This is a genomic window from Pseudomonas marginalis (genome assembly GCF_008692035.1).
GTDB classification, from domain to species: Bacteria; Pseudomonadota; Gammaproteobacteria; order Pseudomonadales; family Pseudomonadaceae; genus Aquipseudomonas; species Aquipseudomonas marginalis.
In genome coordinates this window covers 1559274-1575859 of the sequence record NZ_VTFG01000001.1, presented here as the reverse complement: position 1 = coordinate 1575859, position 16586 = coordinate 1559274, and the positions used below count along the sequence as shown (strand labels likewise).

At 63.8% G+C, this 16586-nt stretch carries 14 protein-coding genes; 8 read left to right on the top strand and 6 right to left on the bottom strand.

The window, feature by feature from the left end; all coding sequences use genetic code 11:
- The first annotated feature begins 1 nt into the window (after position 1).
- From FX984_RS07030 to FX984_RS07020, 3 genes are read left to right on the top strand one after another with little or no spacing between them, the layout of a single operon-like run.
- Positions 2 to 1342 (top strand): ABC transporter substrate-binding protein, encoded by a 1341-nt coding sequence (locus FX984_RS07030; RefSeq protein ID WP_065940088.1) that lies wholly within the window; start codon positions 2 to 4, stop codon positions 1340 to 1342.
- A 3-nt stretch (positions 1343 to 1345) separates the two neighbouring features.
- Positions 1346 to 2113 (top strand): ABC transporter ATP-binding protein, encoded by a 768-nt coding sequence (locus FX984_RS07025; RefSeq protein WP_146477128.1) that lies wholly within the window; start codon positions 1346 to 1348, stop codon positions 2111 to 2113.
- Positions 2114 to 2125: 12 nt separating this feature from the next.
- Entirely contained in the window at positions 2126 to 3520 is a 1395-nt protein-coding gene (locus tag FX984_RS07020; RefSeq protein ID WP_108572666.1) for an FAD/NAD(P)-binding protein, read from the top strand.
- A 76-nt stretch (positions 3521 to 3596) separates the two neighbouring features.
- On the opposite strand, the gene FX984_RS07015 is transcribed toward FX984_RS07020, so the two are convergent.
- From FX984_RS07015 to FX984_RS07000, 4 genes are read right to left on the bottom strand one after another with little or no spacing between them, the layout of a single operon-like run.
- Positions 3597 to 4838, bottom strand: a complete 1242-nt coding sequence (locus tag FX984_RS07015; RefSeq protein ID WP_092357630.1) for an efflux RND transporter periplasmic adaptor subunit — start codon at positions 4836 to 4838, stop codon at positions 3597 to 3599.
- A complete protein-coding gene (locus tag FX984_RS07010; RefSeq protein ID WP_146477130.1) occupies positions 4828 to 6306 on the bottom strand; it encodes a TolC family protein in 1479 nt (492 codons plus the stop codon). The genes FX984_RS07015 and FX984_RS07010 overlap by 11 nt, the downstream gene beginning before the upstream one ends.
- The gene (locus tag FX984_RS07005; protein WP_027606308.1) at positions 6299 to 7498 is read right to left on the bottom strand and encodes an ABC transporter permease; all 1200 of its coding nucleotides are present in this window, start codon (positions 7496 to 7498) and stop codon (positions 6299 to 6301) included. Before FX984_RS07005 ends, FX984_RS07010 begins: the two co-directional genes overlap by 8 nt.
- Positions 7495 to 8199 (bottom strand): ABC transporter ATP-binding protein, encoded by a 705-nt coding sequence (locus FX984_RS07000; RefSeq protein WP_027606309.1) that lies wholly within the window; start codon positions 8197 to 8199, stop codon positions 7495 to 7497. The genes FX984_RS07005 and FX984_RS07000 overlap by 4 nt, the downstream gene beginning before the upstream one ends.
- Positions 8200 to 8561: 362 nt before the next feature.
- Between FX984_RS07000 and FX984_RS06995 the strand changes: the two genes are divergently transcribed.
- The gene (locus FX984_RS06995; protein ID WP_027606310.1) at positions 8562 to 9314 is read left to right on the top strand and encodes a TetR/AcrR family transcriptional regulator; all 753 of its coding nucleotides are present in this window, start codon (positions 8562 to 8564) and stop codon (positions 9312 to 9314) included.
- A gap of 166 nt (positions 9315 to 9480) precedes the next feature.
- On the opposite strand, the gene FX984_RS06990 is transcribed toward FX984_RS06995, so the two are convergent.
- The gene (locus FX984_RS06990) at positions 9481 to 10542 is read right to left on the bottom strand and encodes an FUSC family protein (protein ID WP_065927053.1); all 1062 of its coding nucleotides are present in this window, start codon (positions 10540 to 10542) and stop codon (positions 9481 to 9483) included.
- Positions 10543 to 10632: 90 nt separating this feature from the next.
- The gene (locus FX984_RS06985) at positions 10633 to 12249 is read right to left on the bottom strand and encodes an NADP-dependent glyceraldehyde-3-phosphate dehydrogenase (protein ID WP_146477132.1); all 1617 of its coding nucleotides are present in this window, start codon (positions 12247 to 12249) and stop codon (positions 10633 to 10635) included.
- Between the two features lie 151 nt (positions 12250 to 12400).
- On the opposite strand from FX984_RS06985, the gene FX984_RS06980 reads away from it, so the two are divergent.
- The 4 genes from FX984_RS06980 (at position 12401) to FX984_RS06965 (ending at position 16586) form a co-directional block, all read left to right on the top strand.
- Positions 12401 to 13276, top strand: a complete 876-nt coding sequence (locus FX984_RS06980) for a Dyp-type peroxidase (protein WP_146477134.1) — start codon at positions 12401 to 12403, stop codon at positions 13274 to 13276.
- 151 nt (positions 13277 to 13427) lie between these two features.
- Positions 13428 to 13883 carry a hypothetical protein gene (locus tag FX984_RS06975; protein WP_092357624.1) on the top strand — a complete coding sequence of 152 codons (456 nt, stop codon included), beginning with the start codon at positions 13428 to 13430 and terminating at the stop codon, positions 13881 to 13883.
- A gap of 144 nt (positions 13884 to 14027) precedes the next feature.
- Positions 14028 to 15395: an MFS transporter gene (locus tag FX984_RS06970; protein WP_027606315.1), complete on the top strand. Its 1368-nt coding sequence runs from the start codon at positions 14028 to 14030 to the stop codon at positions 15393 to 15395.
- A 57-nt stretch (positions 15396 to 15452) separates the two neighbouring features.
- Positions 15453 to 16586, top strand: a complete 1134-nt coding sequence (locus FX984_RS06965; protein ID WP_027606316.1) for an MFS transporter — start codon at positions 15453 to 15455, stop codon at positions 16584 to 16586.

Sequence of the window (16586 nt, the reverse complement as noted above, 5' to 3'; positions counted from 1 at the left end):
TATGCGTGCATCCTTGAAACGCTCCCTGGCCGGCGCCGCCTTCGCGCTGGCTGCCCTGGCCGGTGCCGTGCCCCAGGCGGTAGCCTCGGCCGACCAGCAGTTCTTTCCCCTGGCCACCTACCGGGTGGGTGCCTACGCCTCCAGCGGCGTGCAGGTGTGGGCCGGGATGATCGACTACCTGCGTTATATCAACGAGGTCGAAGGCGGCATCAATGGCGTCAAGCTGGTGTGGCAGGAATGCGAGACCGAGTGGACGGCGGAGAAAGGCATCGAGTGCTACGAGCGCTTCAAGAACGGCCTGGATGGCGCGCCGGTCGCGGTGTACCAGCCCAACGGCGCACCGGCGGCCTATGCGCTCAGCGAAAGGGCAGAGGTGGACAAGATCCCGCTGATCACCCTCGGCTACGGTCGCACCGAAGCCACCGACGGCACCGTGTTCCCGTACAACTTCCCGGTGATGCTGACGTTCTACAGCGAGGCGTCGACCCTGGTGAACTACATCGCCCAGCGCGAAGGCGGCTTCGACAAACTCAAGGGCAAGAAGATCGCCACGGTCTACCACGACTCGGCCTACGGTCGCGAAACCCTTGGCCCGCTGAAATTGCTGGCGGAAAAATACGGTTTTGAAAACATCCAGATTCCGGTGGCCGATCCGGGCAATGAGCAGTCCGCGCAATGGCGCCAGGTACGCCAGGCCAACCCGGATTGGGTGTTCCTGCGCACCTGGGGCGTGTCCACCCCGGTGGCGGTGAAAACCGCCGCACGCTTCGGCTTCCCGGTGGACCATATCATCGGCGACATCTGGGCCAGCTCCAGCGAAGACGTATTGCCCGCAGGCGCCGCCGCCAAGGGCTACCTGGCGCTCACGCCTTACCCGGCAGGTGCGGATTTCGAGATCCACAAGCGCCTCAAGCAATACATCCTCGACAAGGGCCACAGCGACCTCAAGGACCTGAAGAATTTCGGCAGCGTCTACTACAACTCCGGCCTGGTGAACGCCGCCGTGGCCGTGGAAGCGATCCGCACCGGCCAGGCCAGGTTCGGCAAGCGTCCGCTCAATGGCGAAGAAGGCCGCTGGGGCCTGGAACACCTGAATATCGATGACGCGCGCTTGAAGGATATGGGCTACCTGGGCCTGATGCAGAACCTCAAGCTGTCGTGCCGCGACCACGAAGGCGGCGGCTCGGCGCGCGTGCAGCAATGGGACGGCGCCCACTGGACGCTGATCAGCGACTGGATCGCCGCCGACCGCGCCCTGTTGCGCCCGCTGATCGATGAAAAATCCGCGGCGTTCGCCAAGGAAAAAGGCCTGACGCCACGCACCTGCACCGGGGATGAATAAATCATGAGCCAGCTCGCCAGCGAAGCCACGCGCCCGTCGTTGTTGACGGTCAACGATATTGAAGTGATCTACGACGGCGCGATCCTCGCCGTGGCCGGGGTGTCGCTGAGCGTGCCCAAGGGCGCCATCGTCGCCCTGCTGGGGGCCAATGGCGCCGGCAAGAGCACCACCCTCAAGGCGATCTCCGGGCTGGTGCGTGCCGAGCGCGCCGAAGTCAGCCGGGGCGTGATCGAATACGCGGGCGTCGACCTGGCCGGCGTCGACCCCAGCCAGCGTGTGCGCCAGGGCATGGTGCATGTGCTGGAAGGCCGCCATGTCTTCGGCCAGCTCAGCGTCGAAGACAACCTGCGCAGCGGCGGCTTTGTCCGGCGCCTGAGCCGCAAGGCCATGGAACAGGACCTGGAGCGCATCTACGCCTGGTTCCCGCGGCTCAAGACCAAGCGCCACACCCGCGCCGGCCTGACGTCCGGCGGCGAGCAGCAAATGGTCGCCATCGGCCGCGCGTTGATGACCCGTCCTACTTTGGTACTGCTCGACGAGCCGTCCATGGGTTTGGCGCCTATGATCGTGCAGGAGATCTTCGAGATCGTCGCGCAGCTCAACCGCGAGCAGCAGGTGAGCTTCCTGATCGCCGAGCAGAACATCAACGTCGCGCTCAACTATGCGTCCCAGGGCTACGTGCTGGATACTGGGCGCGTGGCCTTGAGTGGCAGCGCCGCCGAGCTGTTGGCGCGGGGCGACTTGCACGATATTTATCTGGGTAAACAGTAAAGGCGAATGTGCATGACTGAATCCCTCCGCAACGCTGATGTGCTGATCATCGGCGGCGGCCTGAGCGGCACGATGCTGGCGGTGCAACTGCTGCGCCGGCCTGGGCAGCGCCGGATCCTGGTGATCGAACCGCGCGCCGAACTCGGCCGTGGCGAGGCCTACAGCGCCGTCGAACTGGGCCACACCTTGAACGGCAACGCGGCGCGCATGAGCGTCGACCCGGACAACGCCGATGACCTGACCCAATGGCTGACCGCCTACATCGGTGCCGGCGGTTGGCCCGAGTCGGACCAGCAACACGTGCCCATCAGCGAACTGTTCCCGCCACGCGGGATTTTTGGCCTGTATGCGCAGCAACGGCTGGCTGAGGCCAAGGCGTTGTCGGCGTCCACCGTCGAGCATATCCGCGCCGAAGTCGTCGACCTGCAGGTCGGCGACGATTCAGTGTTGCTGACCCTCGACAACGGCCAGCAACTGCGCGGCGCCCAGGCGGTGTTGGCCACCGGCATGTTCCCGGCGGCACGCACGCCGCAGACCCAGTCCAGCGGCTTGAACGCCGCCGCCGTGGACCCCTGGGACGTGCAGGCCATGACCCGGATCGACCCGCAGGCGCCGGTGCTGATCATCGGCTCCGGGTTGACCATGGTCGACGCCGTGGTGTCCCTGGAACAGGCCGGGCACCGTGGGCCCATCGAGGTGTTTTCACGCCACGGCTTGTTGCCCCATGTGCGCCGGCAACCGCCGGGCTGGGACGATTTCCTCGCTGCCGACCACGCCTTGCGCAGCCCGCGACAACTGCTGCGCGAGGTGCGGCGTCAATGCCGCCTGGCATTGGCGCAGGGCATCGATTGGCAGGCGCCATTGGACACGGTGCGCGCCCATATCGGCCGGCTGTGGAGCCAGGCCAGCGAGGGCGAGAAACGCCAGTTCGTGCGGCATGTGCGGCCCTGGTGGGAAAGCCATCACCACCGCTCGCCGCCGTTGAGTGCCCAGTTGGTGGCCCGGCTGCATGAGCAAGGGCGGTTGCGCATTCGCGCGGCGTCGTTCAAGGGGCTGGAGCCCTCGGGCGAGGGCGTGACCATTCGCTTGCGTTACCGTGGCGAACAGGTGGTCAGCCTGGTATCGGGAGCGGCGCTGATCAACTCCAGCGGCATCGAATACGACTGGCGCCGCGTGGCCCGGCCGTTGCCGCAGCAGTTGCTCAAGCGCGGGCTGATCAGGCCGGGGCCGCTGGCGTTGGGGATTGCGGCGGACACGTGCGGCGCCGTGCTGGATGCCCAGGGCCAGGTCAGCATGCGATTGTTCGCCATGGGCCCGCCGTTGCGCGGGATGTGGTGGGAGAGCACGGCGGTGACGGATGTGGCGCTTCAGGCCAAGGCCTTGGCATTGAAGTTGGCGCATTTCTAAATGTGGGAGGGGGCAAGCCCCAATGCCGGTCAGTTAAGGGACAGAACGGGCAACCCCTCCCACAGGGGATCTCCATTTATCTTGAGGTCTTTACGAAACCGGGTTTTAGGCCGAACACTTCCACCCCCTGCGGCGTCGATTGCCCGGTAGTCACCTTCACCCGCTCCACCGGCTTATCCATCGCTTCTCGATACTCCACCGTCCTGTCCGCCTGGATCGCCTCGCTCGGAATCACTATCGCCTGCGCATTGTTGTAAGTGACGATGGTCAACCGCGCACTCATCCCCAGGCGCACCCGCTGCAACTGTTGCGGGGTCAGCCTGGGGATCGACAACGTCACCGGAAACTGCGCGCTGCCCTGGCTGTCGCTGGCAATCGCCAGGCCGCTGACCACGCTCACCGAGCCGCTCAACCGTTCCCCGTCAAAACCATCGCCCAGCACTTCCACCGCCTGGCCTTGGTGCAGCTGGTTGATGTCCAGCTCAGACACCTTGGCGACGATTTTCAGCCGCTCGATATTGGCCAGGCCGAACAGCACCTGGCCCTGGCTGACCTTGCTGCCGGCCTGAATCGGCGCGTTGGTGTTGCCGCTTTGGGGCGTATTGTTGCCGGGGGCGGGCACCACGATGCCGGAGAACGGCGCCTTCACCTCCTTGCCTGCGAGCAGGGTACGCAAGGCCTCGTATTTCACCGTGGCGTTGGTCAGTTCCATGTCGGCGATCTGGCGGTATTCGCCCTTGCCCTGGTCGAGGGCCTGTTGCAGTTCGCTGCGGGCGGAGGCGAGGTCCAGTTGCTGTTGCTGAGCCTGTTGCTTGAGGTCGTCCAGCTCATTGCGCGGGATGATGCCGCGCTTGAACAGGTTTTCGCTTTCGGTGAGTTTGCGTTGGGTGTTGCCGGCGGTCATCTCGGCGGTGCGCAGGCTGCGGCGCGCACGGCTGACGGTGGGGCCGCTGTCCCAGTCCTGCAGCTCTTGCACGGCGCGGCGGGCCTTGAGCTGGGCGGAGAGGGCGTCGCGCAACTGCACCTCAAGGGTGGCCGGGTCCATGCGCAACAGCACCTGGCCAGCCTCGACCCGCTGGCCTTGCTCCACCAGATTGGCCTGCACGTTACCGTCGAACGGCGCCGTGAGGGTGAGGGTGGTGTCGGGTTCTATCTTGCCCACCAGGCCGATCTGGTGCACCAGCGGGTCGGGCTTGACGGCCAGCCATTGTTCGGTGGCGCCGGCCGGGCCTTCTGCGGGGCTGCGCAGGGCCAGCCCCGCGCCGGCCAGCAGCAGAATCAATGCGACGCCCAGCAGGCGTTTTCGATTAGTAGTCATTGAGGGCGATTTCCCAACTTTCCAGCGTCATGCCCAGGGTCAAGTCGAGCTGGGTCTGGGCGTTCAAATAAGCGATCAGGGCGTTGAGCTGCGCGTTTTCGGCATTGCGCAGGTCGGTCTCGAAGCTCAGCACCTGGAAGTTGGTGGAGCGCCCGGCGCTGAGTTTCTCGCGTTCGATCTCGATCTTGCGCCGCGACAACTCCACCGCGCGCTGGGAGATTTCATACTGGCGCCAGCGGGTGCCGAGGTCGCGTACCACGTCGTTGACGTTGCGTTCCAGTTCCTGGCGGGCGTCGGTGATGCGGATCTCCTGGTCCTCCACATTGACCCGCGCGCGCACTTCGGCCTGGCGCGTGCTGATGTCGCCGATGGGGATCTGCACCTGCACCCCGGCGTAGCTGTCCCAGGTCCGGTTGTTGGTGCTGCCGCCGTCGTTATTGTAGGCGTCGCGTATCTGGTTTGCGCCGGCCACCAGGTCCACCTGCCAGCGCCCGGAGTCCTTGGCGATCACCAGGTTGAGGTCGGCCTGCTGGCTGCCGAGCAGGGCGGCGAGGTATTCCGGTTGCTGGGTCTGCGCCAGGTTGAAGGCCTGGCGTTTGTCGATCTGCATGGGCTTGGCCTCCAGGGCTTCGGTGGCGCGAATCGGCGTCGACAGGTCCAGGGCCAGCAGGCGCAGCAAGGCCAGGCGGTTGGTGTCCAGTTGGTTCTGCGCTTCTTCGACGCCCAGTTGCTGGGTGGCGATATCGGCTTCGGTCTGCACGATCTCGAATTCGGCCATGCGCCCGGCGCTGATCAAGGCTTTGTTCACCTCCAGCAAGGTGCCGGAGCGCTTGAGGGCGTCCTGTACGATGCTCAGTTGCTCCTGGGCCCGCAGCAGTTCGCGGTAGGTGGCGATGATCTGGCTGATGGTCTGCGCCACGGTCGCCTTGAGGTTCAGGCGGTTGGCCTGCTCCGACAGGCGCGCCAGGCGCAACGGTGCGGTGGTGGCGTCCCAGCCGGCGCCGCGCATCAACGGCTGGATGATCGCCAGGTCGAGGCCGTCGCTGCGGTAGCGGCCGGCGCGGTCGGCGTTGTTCAGCTGCTGGGTCCAGGCCATGCTCAGGCGGGTGCCGTACTCACTGAGCAAGCTGGTGGCCGGCGCCACGTTGGCATTGCGCGCACTGTCCTGGGAGCCACGGGTGCTGCGGTAATAGCTGTTAAGGGTGAGCTTGGGGTTGAACACGTCTTCGGCGACGCGCAGGTCGAACTTCTGCGCCACCCGTTGCAGGTAGGCGCTGCGGATTGCCGGGTTGTTGCGCAGGCCCAGGTACACGGCGTCACCCAGGGTCATGCTGGTGACCTGGGCATTCAAGGACACGCCCCGGTCGTAACCGCTGCGGGTGCTGCTGGGGGCCGACGGCTTGATGACCACCTCGGCGGCCATGCCGTGCAGGCTGATCAACACGAGCAACCCCAGCCATTTACTCATCGCGCAAGGCCTCCACCGGCTGCAACCGTGAGGCCGACACCGCCGGGTAGATGCCAAAGAACAAGCCCACCAGCAACGTACTGCCCACGCCCAGGGGCAGGGCGGCGACGGCCAGGTCGAATAGCCAGCCCGACAGCCAGGCATAGAGCCAGGCGGCGGTCATGCCAAGTACCGCACCGCACAGCGCGCCGACGGCGGTGAGGGTGACGGCTTCGAGCAGGAACAGGTTGCGGATGTCGCGCTGGCGAGCGCCCAGGGCCATGCGAATGCCGATCTCACGACGGCGTTCCGACACGTTCATCAGCATCACATTCATCACGCCTACGCCGCCGCCGACCAGGGAAATGGCACCGAGGGCCAGCAGCAGGTAGGCGAAGGTGCGGCTTTGCCGGGTCATGCCGTCGATCATTTGCTGGGGCACCTGGATGTCGACCGTGTGGTCGGTGAGTTGGGTCTGCAAGGCGCTGGCGGCTTCAGTGGCAATGTGTTCCATGTCCTGGCCGGGCGCGGCGCGGATAATCACATTGCCGATCTGCGGCATGGCATGGATGCGGCGCATGCCTTCGGCGGGAATGAACAACGACTCGTTGGCCTGTACCGGCATCAGCATTGCCCTGGGCTGGTTCTGCAGAATGCCCACCACCAGGAACAGGTAGTCGTTGATGCGCACGCGGTCGCCCAGTTGCAGCGGATCGCCCGGCGCTCCGAGGGCCTGGGCCAGTTGGTCACCGATCACGCCATAGGTTTCGTTGGCGTCGAAGCTCGACAGGAAGCGCCCCTGCCGTACCACCAGGCGCATCGCCGCCTGGATGTCCGGTGTGCTGCCGACGAGGTTGGCGTTAGTGGTACGGCCATGGAACACGATGGGCCCGCTGAACAAGGTCAGCGCGCCGATATGGGCAATGCCCGGCACGGCCTGGCGCACGGCATCCAGGTCGAGCCTCGCGGGCGCGGGGACCGTGCTGCTGCCCTTGGGAGGGAACTGGGCGACCAGGGTGTCGGTGCCCATGTCCTTGAAAATCATCGCGGCATCCACCGCCGCGTTATGGCCGATATTGATCAGCGCCACCACCGACGAACTGCCGATGACGATGCCCAGCAGGGCCAGCACCGAGCGCTTGCCCAGGGTGCGCAGGCTGACGAAGGCTTCATGCAGCAGTTGGCTGAAGCTCTGTTCGACCCGCAGGCTCATAGGCGCCCGGCCTCGTGCACTACGCCGTTGCGCACCAGGATCTTGCGCTCCAGGCGTTCGGCGATATGCGGGTCGTGGGTGACGATGATCAGTGTGACCTGTTGCTCGCGGTTCAATGCCAGCAGCAGGTCCATGATGTCCTGGGCGGTGCTGCTGTCGAGGTTGCCGGTGGGCTCGTCGGCCAGGATCACCGAAGGCTTGCCCACCAATGCACGGGCAATCGCCACACGCTGGCGCTGGCCGCCGGAGAGGTCGGCGGGGCGATGGTGGGCGCGTTCCGCCAGCCCGACCTGTTCGAGCATGCGCAGGGCCTGCGCCACCGATTCATGCCGCGATACACCGCGATAGCTCAGGGGCAGGGCGACGTTGTCCAGGGCGCTGAGGCGCGGCAGCAGGTTGAAGCTCTGGAACACAAAGCCGATCTGCTGGTTGCGGATCGCCGCCAGTTCGTCCGGGGATGCACTGAAAATATCGTGGCCGGCAAAATGGTACTGGCCGCAATTGGGCAGGTCCAGCAGGCCGAGGATATTGAGCAGGGTGCTTTTGCCGGAGCCCGAGGCGCCGAGGATGCCGCAGCTGTCACCGCGCTCGATGGACAGGCACACCTCATTGAGAATGGTCAGTTCCTGCCCGGCGAGCTGATAGCGCTTGCCGATGCCTTGCAGGGAAATCAAGCCTGGGTGCGCGGGGGTATCTGTCATCGTGACTACGCCTGCAGTCTCGACGCTGCCGTCATGCGCCCTTTGTAAATCTTTGTAACAAGTTCGGGAGCTATCTGGTTCGCGTCACGGACTGGTTTTATTTCTTGTTTTTAAAATATTGTTTGAATACTAACCGTGTTCCCGATGCTTCGCCAGCCGTGGATGTAGAGCGGTTTTACGCTTTGAAAAGATTTCCCTCGCCGGTACGGGGGTCTACCGAAAGGTCCGTGGCTTGCCTGAGAATCCCCATGGGCAAAGGCTTTGGATAGTATGGCGGTGTGTCACTACTTGCTTTCGACCGGCCACACCGGTATAAAAAATCAAATTATTTTTTAAAACAATATTTCCGCCGTGGAACCCTTATGGTCGCGAAGAAACTCAGCGCTCCAAACGTTACCAAGACTCGATTGCTGGATGCGACAGAGGCTCTCTTCATCAAATACGGCTATGACGCCGTGCTGCTGCGGCAGATTACCGAGCGCGCCCAGGTGAACCTGGCTGCGGTGAACTACCACTTCGGGGACAAGGACTCCCTGATGAAGACCCTGCTGATGCAACGCCTGGAGCCGCTCAACGAGCAGCGCCTGGAATTGCTGGCGCGCTGTGAGGCCGAATCCGACGGCCCCCTCGACTGCGACACCTTGCTCGGCGTGCTCTTCGCCCCGGCCATGGGCCTGGAACGCAGCGACCCGGCGAGCGGAGAAGGCCGTTCGTTCATCCGTTTCCTCGGGCGGGTGTACAGCGACACCTCGCCGTTTATCCAGGAATACCTCAAGGTGCATTACCAACCGGTGTTCCAACGCTTCTTCGAAGCCTTCGCCCTGGCCTTGCCGGACTTGCCGCGCAACGAGCTGGGGGTGCGCCTGCAATTTGCCCTCAAGGCGATTTCCGGGGTCATGGCCGGTACCGAATTGCGCCTGCTGATGAACTCCATGAGCCTGGGCCGCCCGGCGACGGATGCCGAGGTGATGGCCAAGCTGATCACCCTGGTCTCGGCGGCGATTCGTGTGCCGCAGCAAAGCCCCGAAGCCGAAAACGCGTTGGCCAAGGTGCTGGACACCCAGCGTGCCATTCGTGAACAGGCGACAGCGCCGGCCGCCAAGGCCTCGCGCTGAGAAATCCCAGGCAAAAAAAAGCCCGCTGGGGCGGCGGGCTTGATGTGCAACGTTTGTAACGGATGAGGCTTCACCCTACGTCCCGGGATGTGAATAAAACGTGAAAAAAATGTAAGAGAAAGTGTGAAACTGTTGAGCTGGGTAAACAGGTCAACCGACTCCCTTTCTAGATCTTCCAGCGACCGGCGCTTTTAGCCAGGCGTTGGCGCATCGCGTCCACATTCGCCGCCAGTTGCACGGTCAACAATCGATACCCATCCAGCGCGCTGTAAACCGGCGCGTCCAGGCTGGGCTCGCCGCCGCTGACAGGGCTGGGGCGCTCCAGCCGCTCCGTAACCCCGGACTTCAATGCCCGCGCCATCCCCACCAACTGCACGCGAATCTGTCGATGCTCGGCTTTCAACATCACTTGCATGCGCGCCATCGCCTGTTCGTCCCGCGGGTCCGGGCGGGTGTTGCCGAGAATCTCCAGGGTGCTGATGCACATGCGCAGGTGGCGTTGGATCGCGTCCAGCTCGGTCATGGAGATGCGCACTTCCTTGGACACCGACGGCATCAGCGAGCGCAATTGCAGCATTGCCGCATTCAGGCGGTTGAGCAGCTTCAGGTGTTCATCGTCGGTGACCGACTGGCCATTGATGATCCGGCTGTAGATCTGGGCGCAATCACGCAAGGCGCTGGCCAGGTTGTAGCGCCAGGAATACACGGCATACAGCGGCAGGGCGAAGGAAAACGCCAACGCCAAGGCAATGCCGATCAGGATATCCACGGTGCGCCACAGCCCGTCCGACAACGGGTTGTCACCGTGCCCCGCGACGATAAACACCGTGATCGCGGACAACAGCGCCGTGTACCCGCCCTTGCCGATGGCGTGATAGGAAAAAAACCCGCACACCACCGACATCAGCAGGTAGGTGAGCAGCGGCTGGCCGACATACGCCTCCTGCACCACCAGCAGCAGACCGACGCTGGCACCGATCAGCGTGCCATAGGCACGCTCAACGGCTTTCTTGCCGATATTGCCGTGGTGTTGCAAACCGCCGATCACCACCAGCATGGTCACCGATGCCCATTCACCATGGGGCAGGTTGATGCCGGTGGTCAGCAGGATCGTCGCCAGCAAGCCGATGGACACGCGCACGGCGTGGATCAGCTTGGCGTGGCGATAGCGGCGGTAGGGGTCGAGCAAGGGGCGCAGCAGGCGCCGGGCGAAGAGTGGCAGGTTCATCGGTAATTAAAGTGGCCTCGGTTTTGGATATGTACACAATCCAAATGTGGGAGGGGGCGGTCCCCTCCCACATTGAGATCGGCATTGTGCTTAGAAGATATAGTCGGTGGTCAGGAAGCTTGAGTCACGGTTGCGCAGGATATCGCTGACCAGCGCCTTGTTGCTTTCCTGGAACTTGGTCGCCACCAGGGTGCGGATCGAAAACACGCGCAGCGCGTCATGTACCGACAGCGTGCCTTCGGCCGAGTTCTTGCGCCCGTTGAACGGGAAAGTGTCCGGGCCGCGCTGGCACTGGGCGTTGATATTGATGCGGCCGACCTGGTTGGCGAAGGTGTCCACCAGGCGTCCGACTTCCACGGCGTTGGTGCCGAAAATACTCAATTGCTGGCCGAAGTCCGAGTCGAGTACGTACTCGATCACCGTCTCCAGATCGCGGTAGGGCACGATGGGCACCACCGGGCCGAATTGTTCCTCGTGGTACACGCGCATCTGCGGATTCACCGGGTACAGCACCGCCGGATAGAAGAACGAACCACGATGGGTACCGCCATTGGCATTCACCACGTGGGCGCCGTGTTGTTGGGCATCGGCCACCAGCTCGTTGAGGTAATCCACCTTGCCGACTTCCGGCAGCGGTGTCAGTGAAACCCCGTCTTCCCAGGGCATGCCGGGCTTGAGGGTCTCCAGCTTGCGGTTGAATTTCTCGATGAAGCTGTCGACCACGTCTTCATGCACAAACAGGATTTTCAGCGCGGTGCAGCGCTGGCCGTTGAAGGACAGCGAACCGGTGACGGCCTCGCTGACGGCGTTGTCCAGGTCCACCTCGGGCAGCACGATGCCGGGGTTTTTCGCATCCAGGCCCAGGGCCGCACGCAGGCGGTGCGGCTTGGGGTGCAGTTTTTTCAAGTCACTGGCGGCCTTGTTGGTGCCGATAAAGGCAAAGATGTCGATCTTGCCGCTGGCCATCAACGCACTGACGGTTTCGCGGCCGCTGCCGTAGATCACGTTGATCACTCCGGCCGGGAAGCTGTCGCGGAAGGCTTCCAGCAACGGACGGATCAGCAGCACACCGAGTTTGGCCGGCTTGAACACCACGGTATTACCCATGATCAGCGCCGGGATCAGCGTGGTAAACGTCTCGTTGAGCGGGTAGTTGTAGGGGCCCATGCACAGCGCCACGCCCAGGGGCACGCGGCGGATTTGCCCGAGGGTGTCCTGTTCCAACTCGAAGCGGCTGCTGCGGCGGTCGAGTTCCTTGAGGGCATTGATGGTGTCGGTGATGTAGTCGCAGGTGCGGTCGAACTCTTTCTGCGAGTCCTTGAGGTTCTTGCCGATCTCCCACATCAGCAGGGTGACCACTGCGTCGCGCTGTTCGCGCATACGTCGCAAAAACGCCTCGACGTGCTGGATACGCTCCACCACGCGCATCGTCGGCCATTCACCCTGGCCACGATCATAAGCGCGCACGGCGGCATCGAGGGCGGTGAGGGCGGTGTCGGCATCCAGCAACGGCGTGCTGCCGATCACCACGCGGCGGTCGCCCAATTGCACCGGGCTCTGCACCTGGGCCAAGGGGCCGTTCCACACCTGCAACTGGCCATCCACCAGGTAGTCACGCTGTTCGATGGGCGCCGCCAGGCGGTATTGCTCGGGAATATCGGCGACGCTGGTGGGAAACAGCTGGGCGAGCAGGTTGCTGGTGGTCATGGCACTACCCCTGAAATAGTTGCAAAACATGACTAGAGAGTCACCCAACACAGGGCTCTATGGCAAGGCTTGTGCGCGTTGCACTACACACCGGGGCGTGTCGCCTGCTCTTCGAGATAGTAGACTGCGCGCCTTTCTTGAAGGAGTTCACATGAGTCAGTACCAGCCGGGCATTCTTGCCGCACCGGTGCCTTTGCAGGCACGCCATCTGTTTTTTGCCGTTGACACCCTGGCAGCCGTGCCCGCTGCGCTGGACGCGCTGGTGCAGTTGGCCGATTCGGCGGCAGTGGTCGGATTTGGCGAGCCGCTGGTCAACGCGCTGGGTGCAACGATTGATGGTTTGCGCAGCTTTCCTGCCGTGAGCGCACCGGGCGCGCACAACCCGTCCACCCAGCAGGCACTGTGGGTGTGGCTGCATGGCGTCGATCGCGGCGAGTTGCTGCTGCGCAGTCGCGCTTTCGAGAAGGCCCTGGCCCCGGCGTTTCACCTGGTACAGTCGACCGAAGGCTTCCGCTACAAGACCGGCTTCGACCTCACCGACTACGAAGACGGCACCGAAAACCCCCACGATGACGCTGCCGTTGAAGCCGCCCTGACCGACAGCGGTGCCAGCTTCGCCGCGATCCAGCAATGGCAGCACGACCTCGATGGCTTCGCCGCGTTGCCCGCCCAGGAGCGCGACCACATCATCGGCCGCCGCCATGGCGACAACGAAGAGCTGGAAGACGCTCCCGAATCCGCCCACACCAAACGTACCGCCCAGGAAAGCTTCACCCCGGAAGCCTTCGTGGTGCGCCGCTCCATGCCCTGGGCCGACAATGGCCAGGCCGGGTTGATGTTCCTCGCATTCGGCCATTCCTTCGATGCGTTCGAAGCCCAACTGCGCCGCATGAGCGGGTTGGAGGACGGGATTGTCGATGGCCTGTATCGCATCAGCACGCCGTTGACCGGTGGTTACTACTGGTGCCCGCCGGTCAAGGACGGACGCCTGGACCTGAGTGCAATCCTTCAAGGACCGCGTATGTAACGCTGTCCGGACTTGGGTGGCGAAGCGGTTTCTGCGTACGACTGCGGAACCACCCTGGCGTGGGTCGCCACAGAGACAACAGTCTGCTTTGCATATCCGTTTTTCGACGGTATGTAGCGCGGATTTGTCGAGTAATCAAGGAAACTCACTCATGGCTATCATTCATCAGCACCACGTGTCTCTTGTCCATAGTGCATCTTTCGCCACCCATGCCCCTGTTGTTGCCCATTGGCACCCTGCCAACCCTTATGCGGGGCGGTCCGACGCCGCGCTGGCGCAGGAGTTTGACAAAAATTTCGATGCATTCAGGCCAGCAGGCTCGCCCTATGCGACACAGGGGGAAATTTGTCAGGTCGCGGGGCGCCCCCTGACGGGCGATTCACAGCAAGACAACCTGACAATGTTGGCCAGGGAAGTGCTCAAGCGTGACCAGGTGATGAACCAACTGGATACGGTGGATGTTGCAGGTCGGGACGGCATTATTGGCCGGTGGAATCCGGACATGGCCGCCAATAAGTTATCGGCTTCGTCTCCACAATGCTTTGCGCCAACGCCTGGATCCTGGCTTCTTAAACCCGCTATTGCTGCGAGCCTGATTGTTTATTAGGGGATGACAGGCAGGCGTGATTCGGGATAAGGCGCGAATCCCATGTTCAACAACATGAAAATTTTGACAGCGGCGCCATGGGCCACTGAAATCAATCCCCGTTGATCGTATGCTAGTGGCCTTTGTTACCTGTCCGGATGGTTCATGTCTTCTGTCGTCGATGGGCTGCCCCTCAATAAACGCCTGCCGGCCGTGATCGCGATTTCCCTGGGGATCGGCATGGCGACCCTGGACACGGCCATCGTCAACACGGCGTTGCCGACCCTGGCCGAAGGGATTGGCACCGATTCCGCCTCGGTGATCTGGGTGGTCAATGCCTACCAGTTGGCGATTATCGCCACGGTGCTGCCGTTTGCGTCCCTCAGCGATGTGCTCGGGCACCGCCGCGTGTATCTCGGCGGGTTGCTGCTGTTTATCGTCTCGTCGCTGTTTTGCGGGCTGGCCGGCTCGCTGGTCAGCCTGACCGCCGCCCGTGTGGTGCAGGGGCTGGGAGCGGCGGCGATCATGAGCGTCAATACGGCGTTGCTGCGGCATATCTACCCGTCAAAAATGCTCGGGCGTGGCCTGGGCTATAACTCGCTGGTGGTGGGGCTGGCGTTTACCCTGGGGCCCACGGCGGCGTCGGCGATTCTGTCGGTGGCGACCTGGCACTGGCTGTACCTGATCAATGTGCCGTTGGGGCTGTTGGCCCTGGGACTGGGCCTGCGTTCATTGCCGACCCTGCCGATGACCGGGCATGCCTTCGACCGCCTCGCGGCGGCGCTGTGTGCCGGGTTATTCGCCTTGCTGGTGCTGGGGCTGGGCACGGCGGTGCATGGTGCGCAGGGGGCGTTGACCCTGGGCTTGATTGCGGTGGCGCTGCTGTGTGGCGCGTTGCTGCTGCGTCGGCAGGCCGGTCACCCGGCGCCGATGCTGGCGTTGGATCTGTTCAAGCGGCCGGTGTTTGCCTTGTCTTCCCTGACGGCGATCTGCGCCTTCAGCGCCCAGGGCCTGGCCTTTGTGTCGCTGCCCTTTCTGTTGCAGGCGGTGCTGGGGCATAGCCAGGTGGAAACCGGATTCCTCATGACACCGTGGCCGGCGGTCGTGGCGGTGATGGCGTTGGTCGCCGGGCGCCTGGCTGACCGTGTGTCCCTGGGCCTGCTGTGCGGTATCGGGCTGTTGATGTTGAGCGTGGGAATGGCCGCGTTGGCGACCTTGGGCCACGGCGCGTCGGCCTTCGATATTGGCTGGCGCATGGCGTTGTGCGGTGCCGGTTTCGGCTTCTTCCAGTCGCCCAACCTCAAGGCCTTGATGACCAGTGCGCCGTTGGCGCGCAGCGGTGGGGCCAGCGGCATCGTGGCGATTTCGCGGTTGCTGGGGCAGACGCTGGGGGCGTCGTTGGTGGCGCTGTGTTTCCACCTGTCCCTGGGCAATGGCCCGCTGTATGCGCTGTGGCTGGGTTGCGTGTTTGCGCTGGTGGGCGCCGTGGCCAGTGGCCTGCGTTTGCTGCCCTACGGGAAAAAGCCGTTGTAAAACCTGCGGCGGGAGGGCTACCGTGGCGACCTGAATATTTCGGGATGTTTCAGATTTATGTCCAGCCTGGCCCTCCGCACTGCCGATACCCATTCCCGCCGTGCTGCGTTGACCCTGGCGTTATGCCTGCCCAGTGACGTGTTGCTCTATCTGCTGCTGCCCATGGAGTCCCAGGCCTTCGGCATCACGCTCGCCCAGGCCGGGGTGTTGCTGGCGGCCAACCGGCTGGTGCGGATTTTCGGTTACCGCCATGTGCTGAATTTCTACGCGCGCAACGGCGATCGCCTGACCTGCATGATCGCCGCCGGTGCCGCAACGCTGTGCGCCCTGGGTAATTCGGTACTGTCGGGCTTTGCCGCGTTGTTGGGGCTGCGGCTGGTGTGGGGCCTGTGTTTCGCTGCGTTGAACCTGTCGACCCAGGTATTGGCCACCTCCGAGCCGGAGGGCGCCGCGCGCCGGGCCGGGCGTTCGCGGGCCCTGATCGCCTGGGGGCCGATGCTGGCGTTGCCGTTCGGTGGCTGGCTGACGCTGTGGGTCGGGCCGCGTCCGATCTTTGTGATCCTCGCCGGCTGTTGCCTGGTGGGGCTGTGGATGGCGCGCGGCCTGCCCAGCGCCGGGCATGATTTGCACAGCACCCCGGGGCGCCGTTTCAAGTGGCCCGACAGCGTGGCGCTGTGGTCGTTTATCGAAGGCGTGGCGCTGGACGGACTGTTTATTTTCGGCCTGTCGATCCAGGCGCAGAAGCTGCTCGGCGGTAATGCGGTGCTGATCGCCGGCGGCTTGATGGCCCTGCGTTATGTCTCGGAAATGCTCCTGAGTCCCCTGGGAGGCCACGCCGCCCAGCGCTTTGGCGCGACCTCGATGTTGTTGCTGTTTTCGTTCCTGAGTGCCTTGGCCTTGACGGCGTTCGGCAGCTATTGGGTGATTGTCGGCGCGGCGGCGGTGTTGGTGCTGCGCGCGTTGCAACTGCCCCTGGTGACCACCCTGGTCGCCGAGCGCAACCCCGGTTCGCTGCGGGTGTCGGCCCTGGCGTCGAATGCGGTATGGCGTGACATCGGTGCGGGCCTCGGGCCACTGCTGGCAGGCCTGCTGTTGCCGGTGGCCTCGGCCCCCCTGGTGTTTGGCGTGGCGGGTGCGGCGATTGCGGTGAGTGCGTTGTTCTGCTGGCGCACCCGTGTGGCAGCCGGCTGA

Excerpts from the sequence above, each read along its gene's own strand:
- FX984_RS07025 (WP_146477128.1), top strand. The coding sequence starts at position 1,346 with ATGAGCCAGCTCGCCAGCGAAGCCACGCGCCCGTCGTTGTTGACGGTC.
- FX984_RS06985 (WP_146477132.1), bottom strand. The coding sequence starts at position 12,249 with ATGACCACCAGCAACCTGCTCGCCCAGCTGTTTCCCACCAGCGTCGCC.
- FX984_RS06965 (WP_027606316.1), top strand. The coding sequence starts at position 15,453 with ATGTCCAGCCTGGCCCTCCGCACTGCCGATACCCATTCCCGCCGTGCT.
- FX984_RS06995 (WP_027606310.1), top strand. The coding sequence starts at position 8,562 with ATGGTCGCGAAGAAACTCAGCGCTCCAAACGTTACCAAGACTCGATTG.
- FX984_RS07020 (WP_108572666.1), top strand. The coding sequence starts at position 2,126 with ATGACTGAATCCCTCCGCAACGCTGATGTGCTGATCATCGGCGGCGGC.
- FX984_RS06975 (WP_092357624.1), top strand. The coding sequence starts at position 13,428 with ATGGCTATCATTCATCAGCACCACGTGTCTCTTGTCCATAGTGCATCT.
- FX984_RS06970 (WP_027606315.1), top strand. The coding sequence starts at position 14,028 with ATGTCTTCTGTCGTCGATGGGCTGCCCCTCAATAAACGCCTGCCGGCC.
- FX984_RS07000 (WP_027606309.1), bottom strand. The coding sequence starts at position 8,199 with ATGACAGATACCCCCGCGCACCCAGGCTTGATTTCCCTGCAAGGCATC.
- FX984_RS07015 (WP_092357630.1), bottom strand. The coding sequence starts at position 4,838 with ATGACTACTAATCGAAAACGCCTGCTGGGCGTCGCATTGATTCTGCTG.
- FX984_RS07030 (WP_065940088.1), top strand. The coding sequence starts at position 2 with ATGCGTGCATCCTTGAAACGCTCCCTGGCCGGCGCCGCCTTCGCGCTG.
- FX984_RS06990 (WP_065927053.1), bottom strand. The coding sequence starts at position 10,542 with ATGAACCTGCCACTCTTCGCCCGGCGCCTGCTGCGCCCCTTGCTCGAC.
- FX984_RS07010 (WP_146477130.1), bottom strand. The coding sequence starts at position 6,306 with ATGAGTAAATGGCTGGGGTTGCTCGTGTTGATCAGCCTGCACGGCATG.
- FX984_RS06980 (WP_146477134.1), top strand. The coding sequence starts at position 12,401 with ATGAGTCAGTACCAGCCGGGCATTCTTGCCGCACCGGTGCCTTTGCAG.
- FX984_RS07005 (WP_027606308.1), bottom strand. The coding sequence starts at position 7,498 with ATGAGCCTGCGGGTCGAACAGAGCTTCAGCCAACTGCTGCATGAAGCC.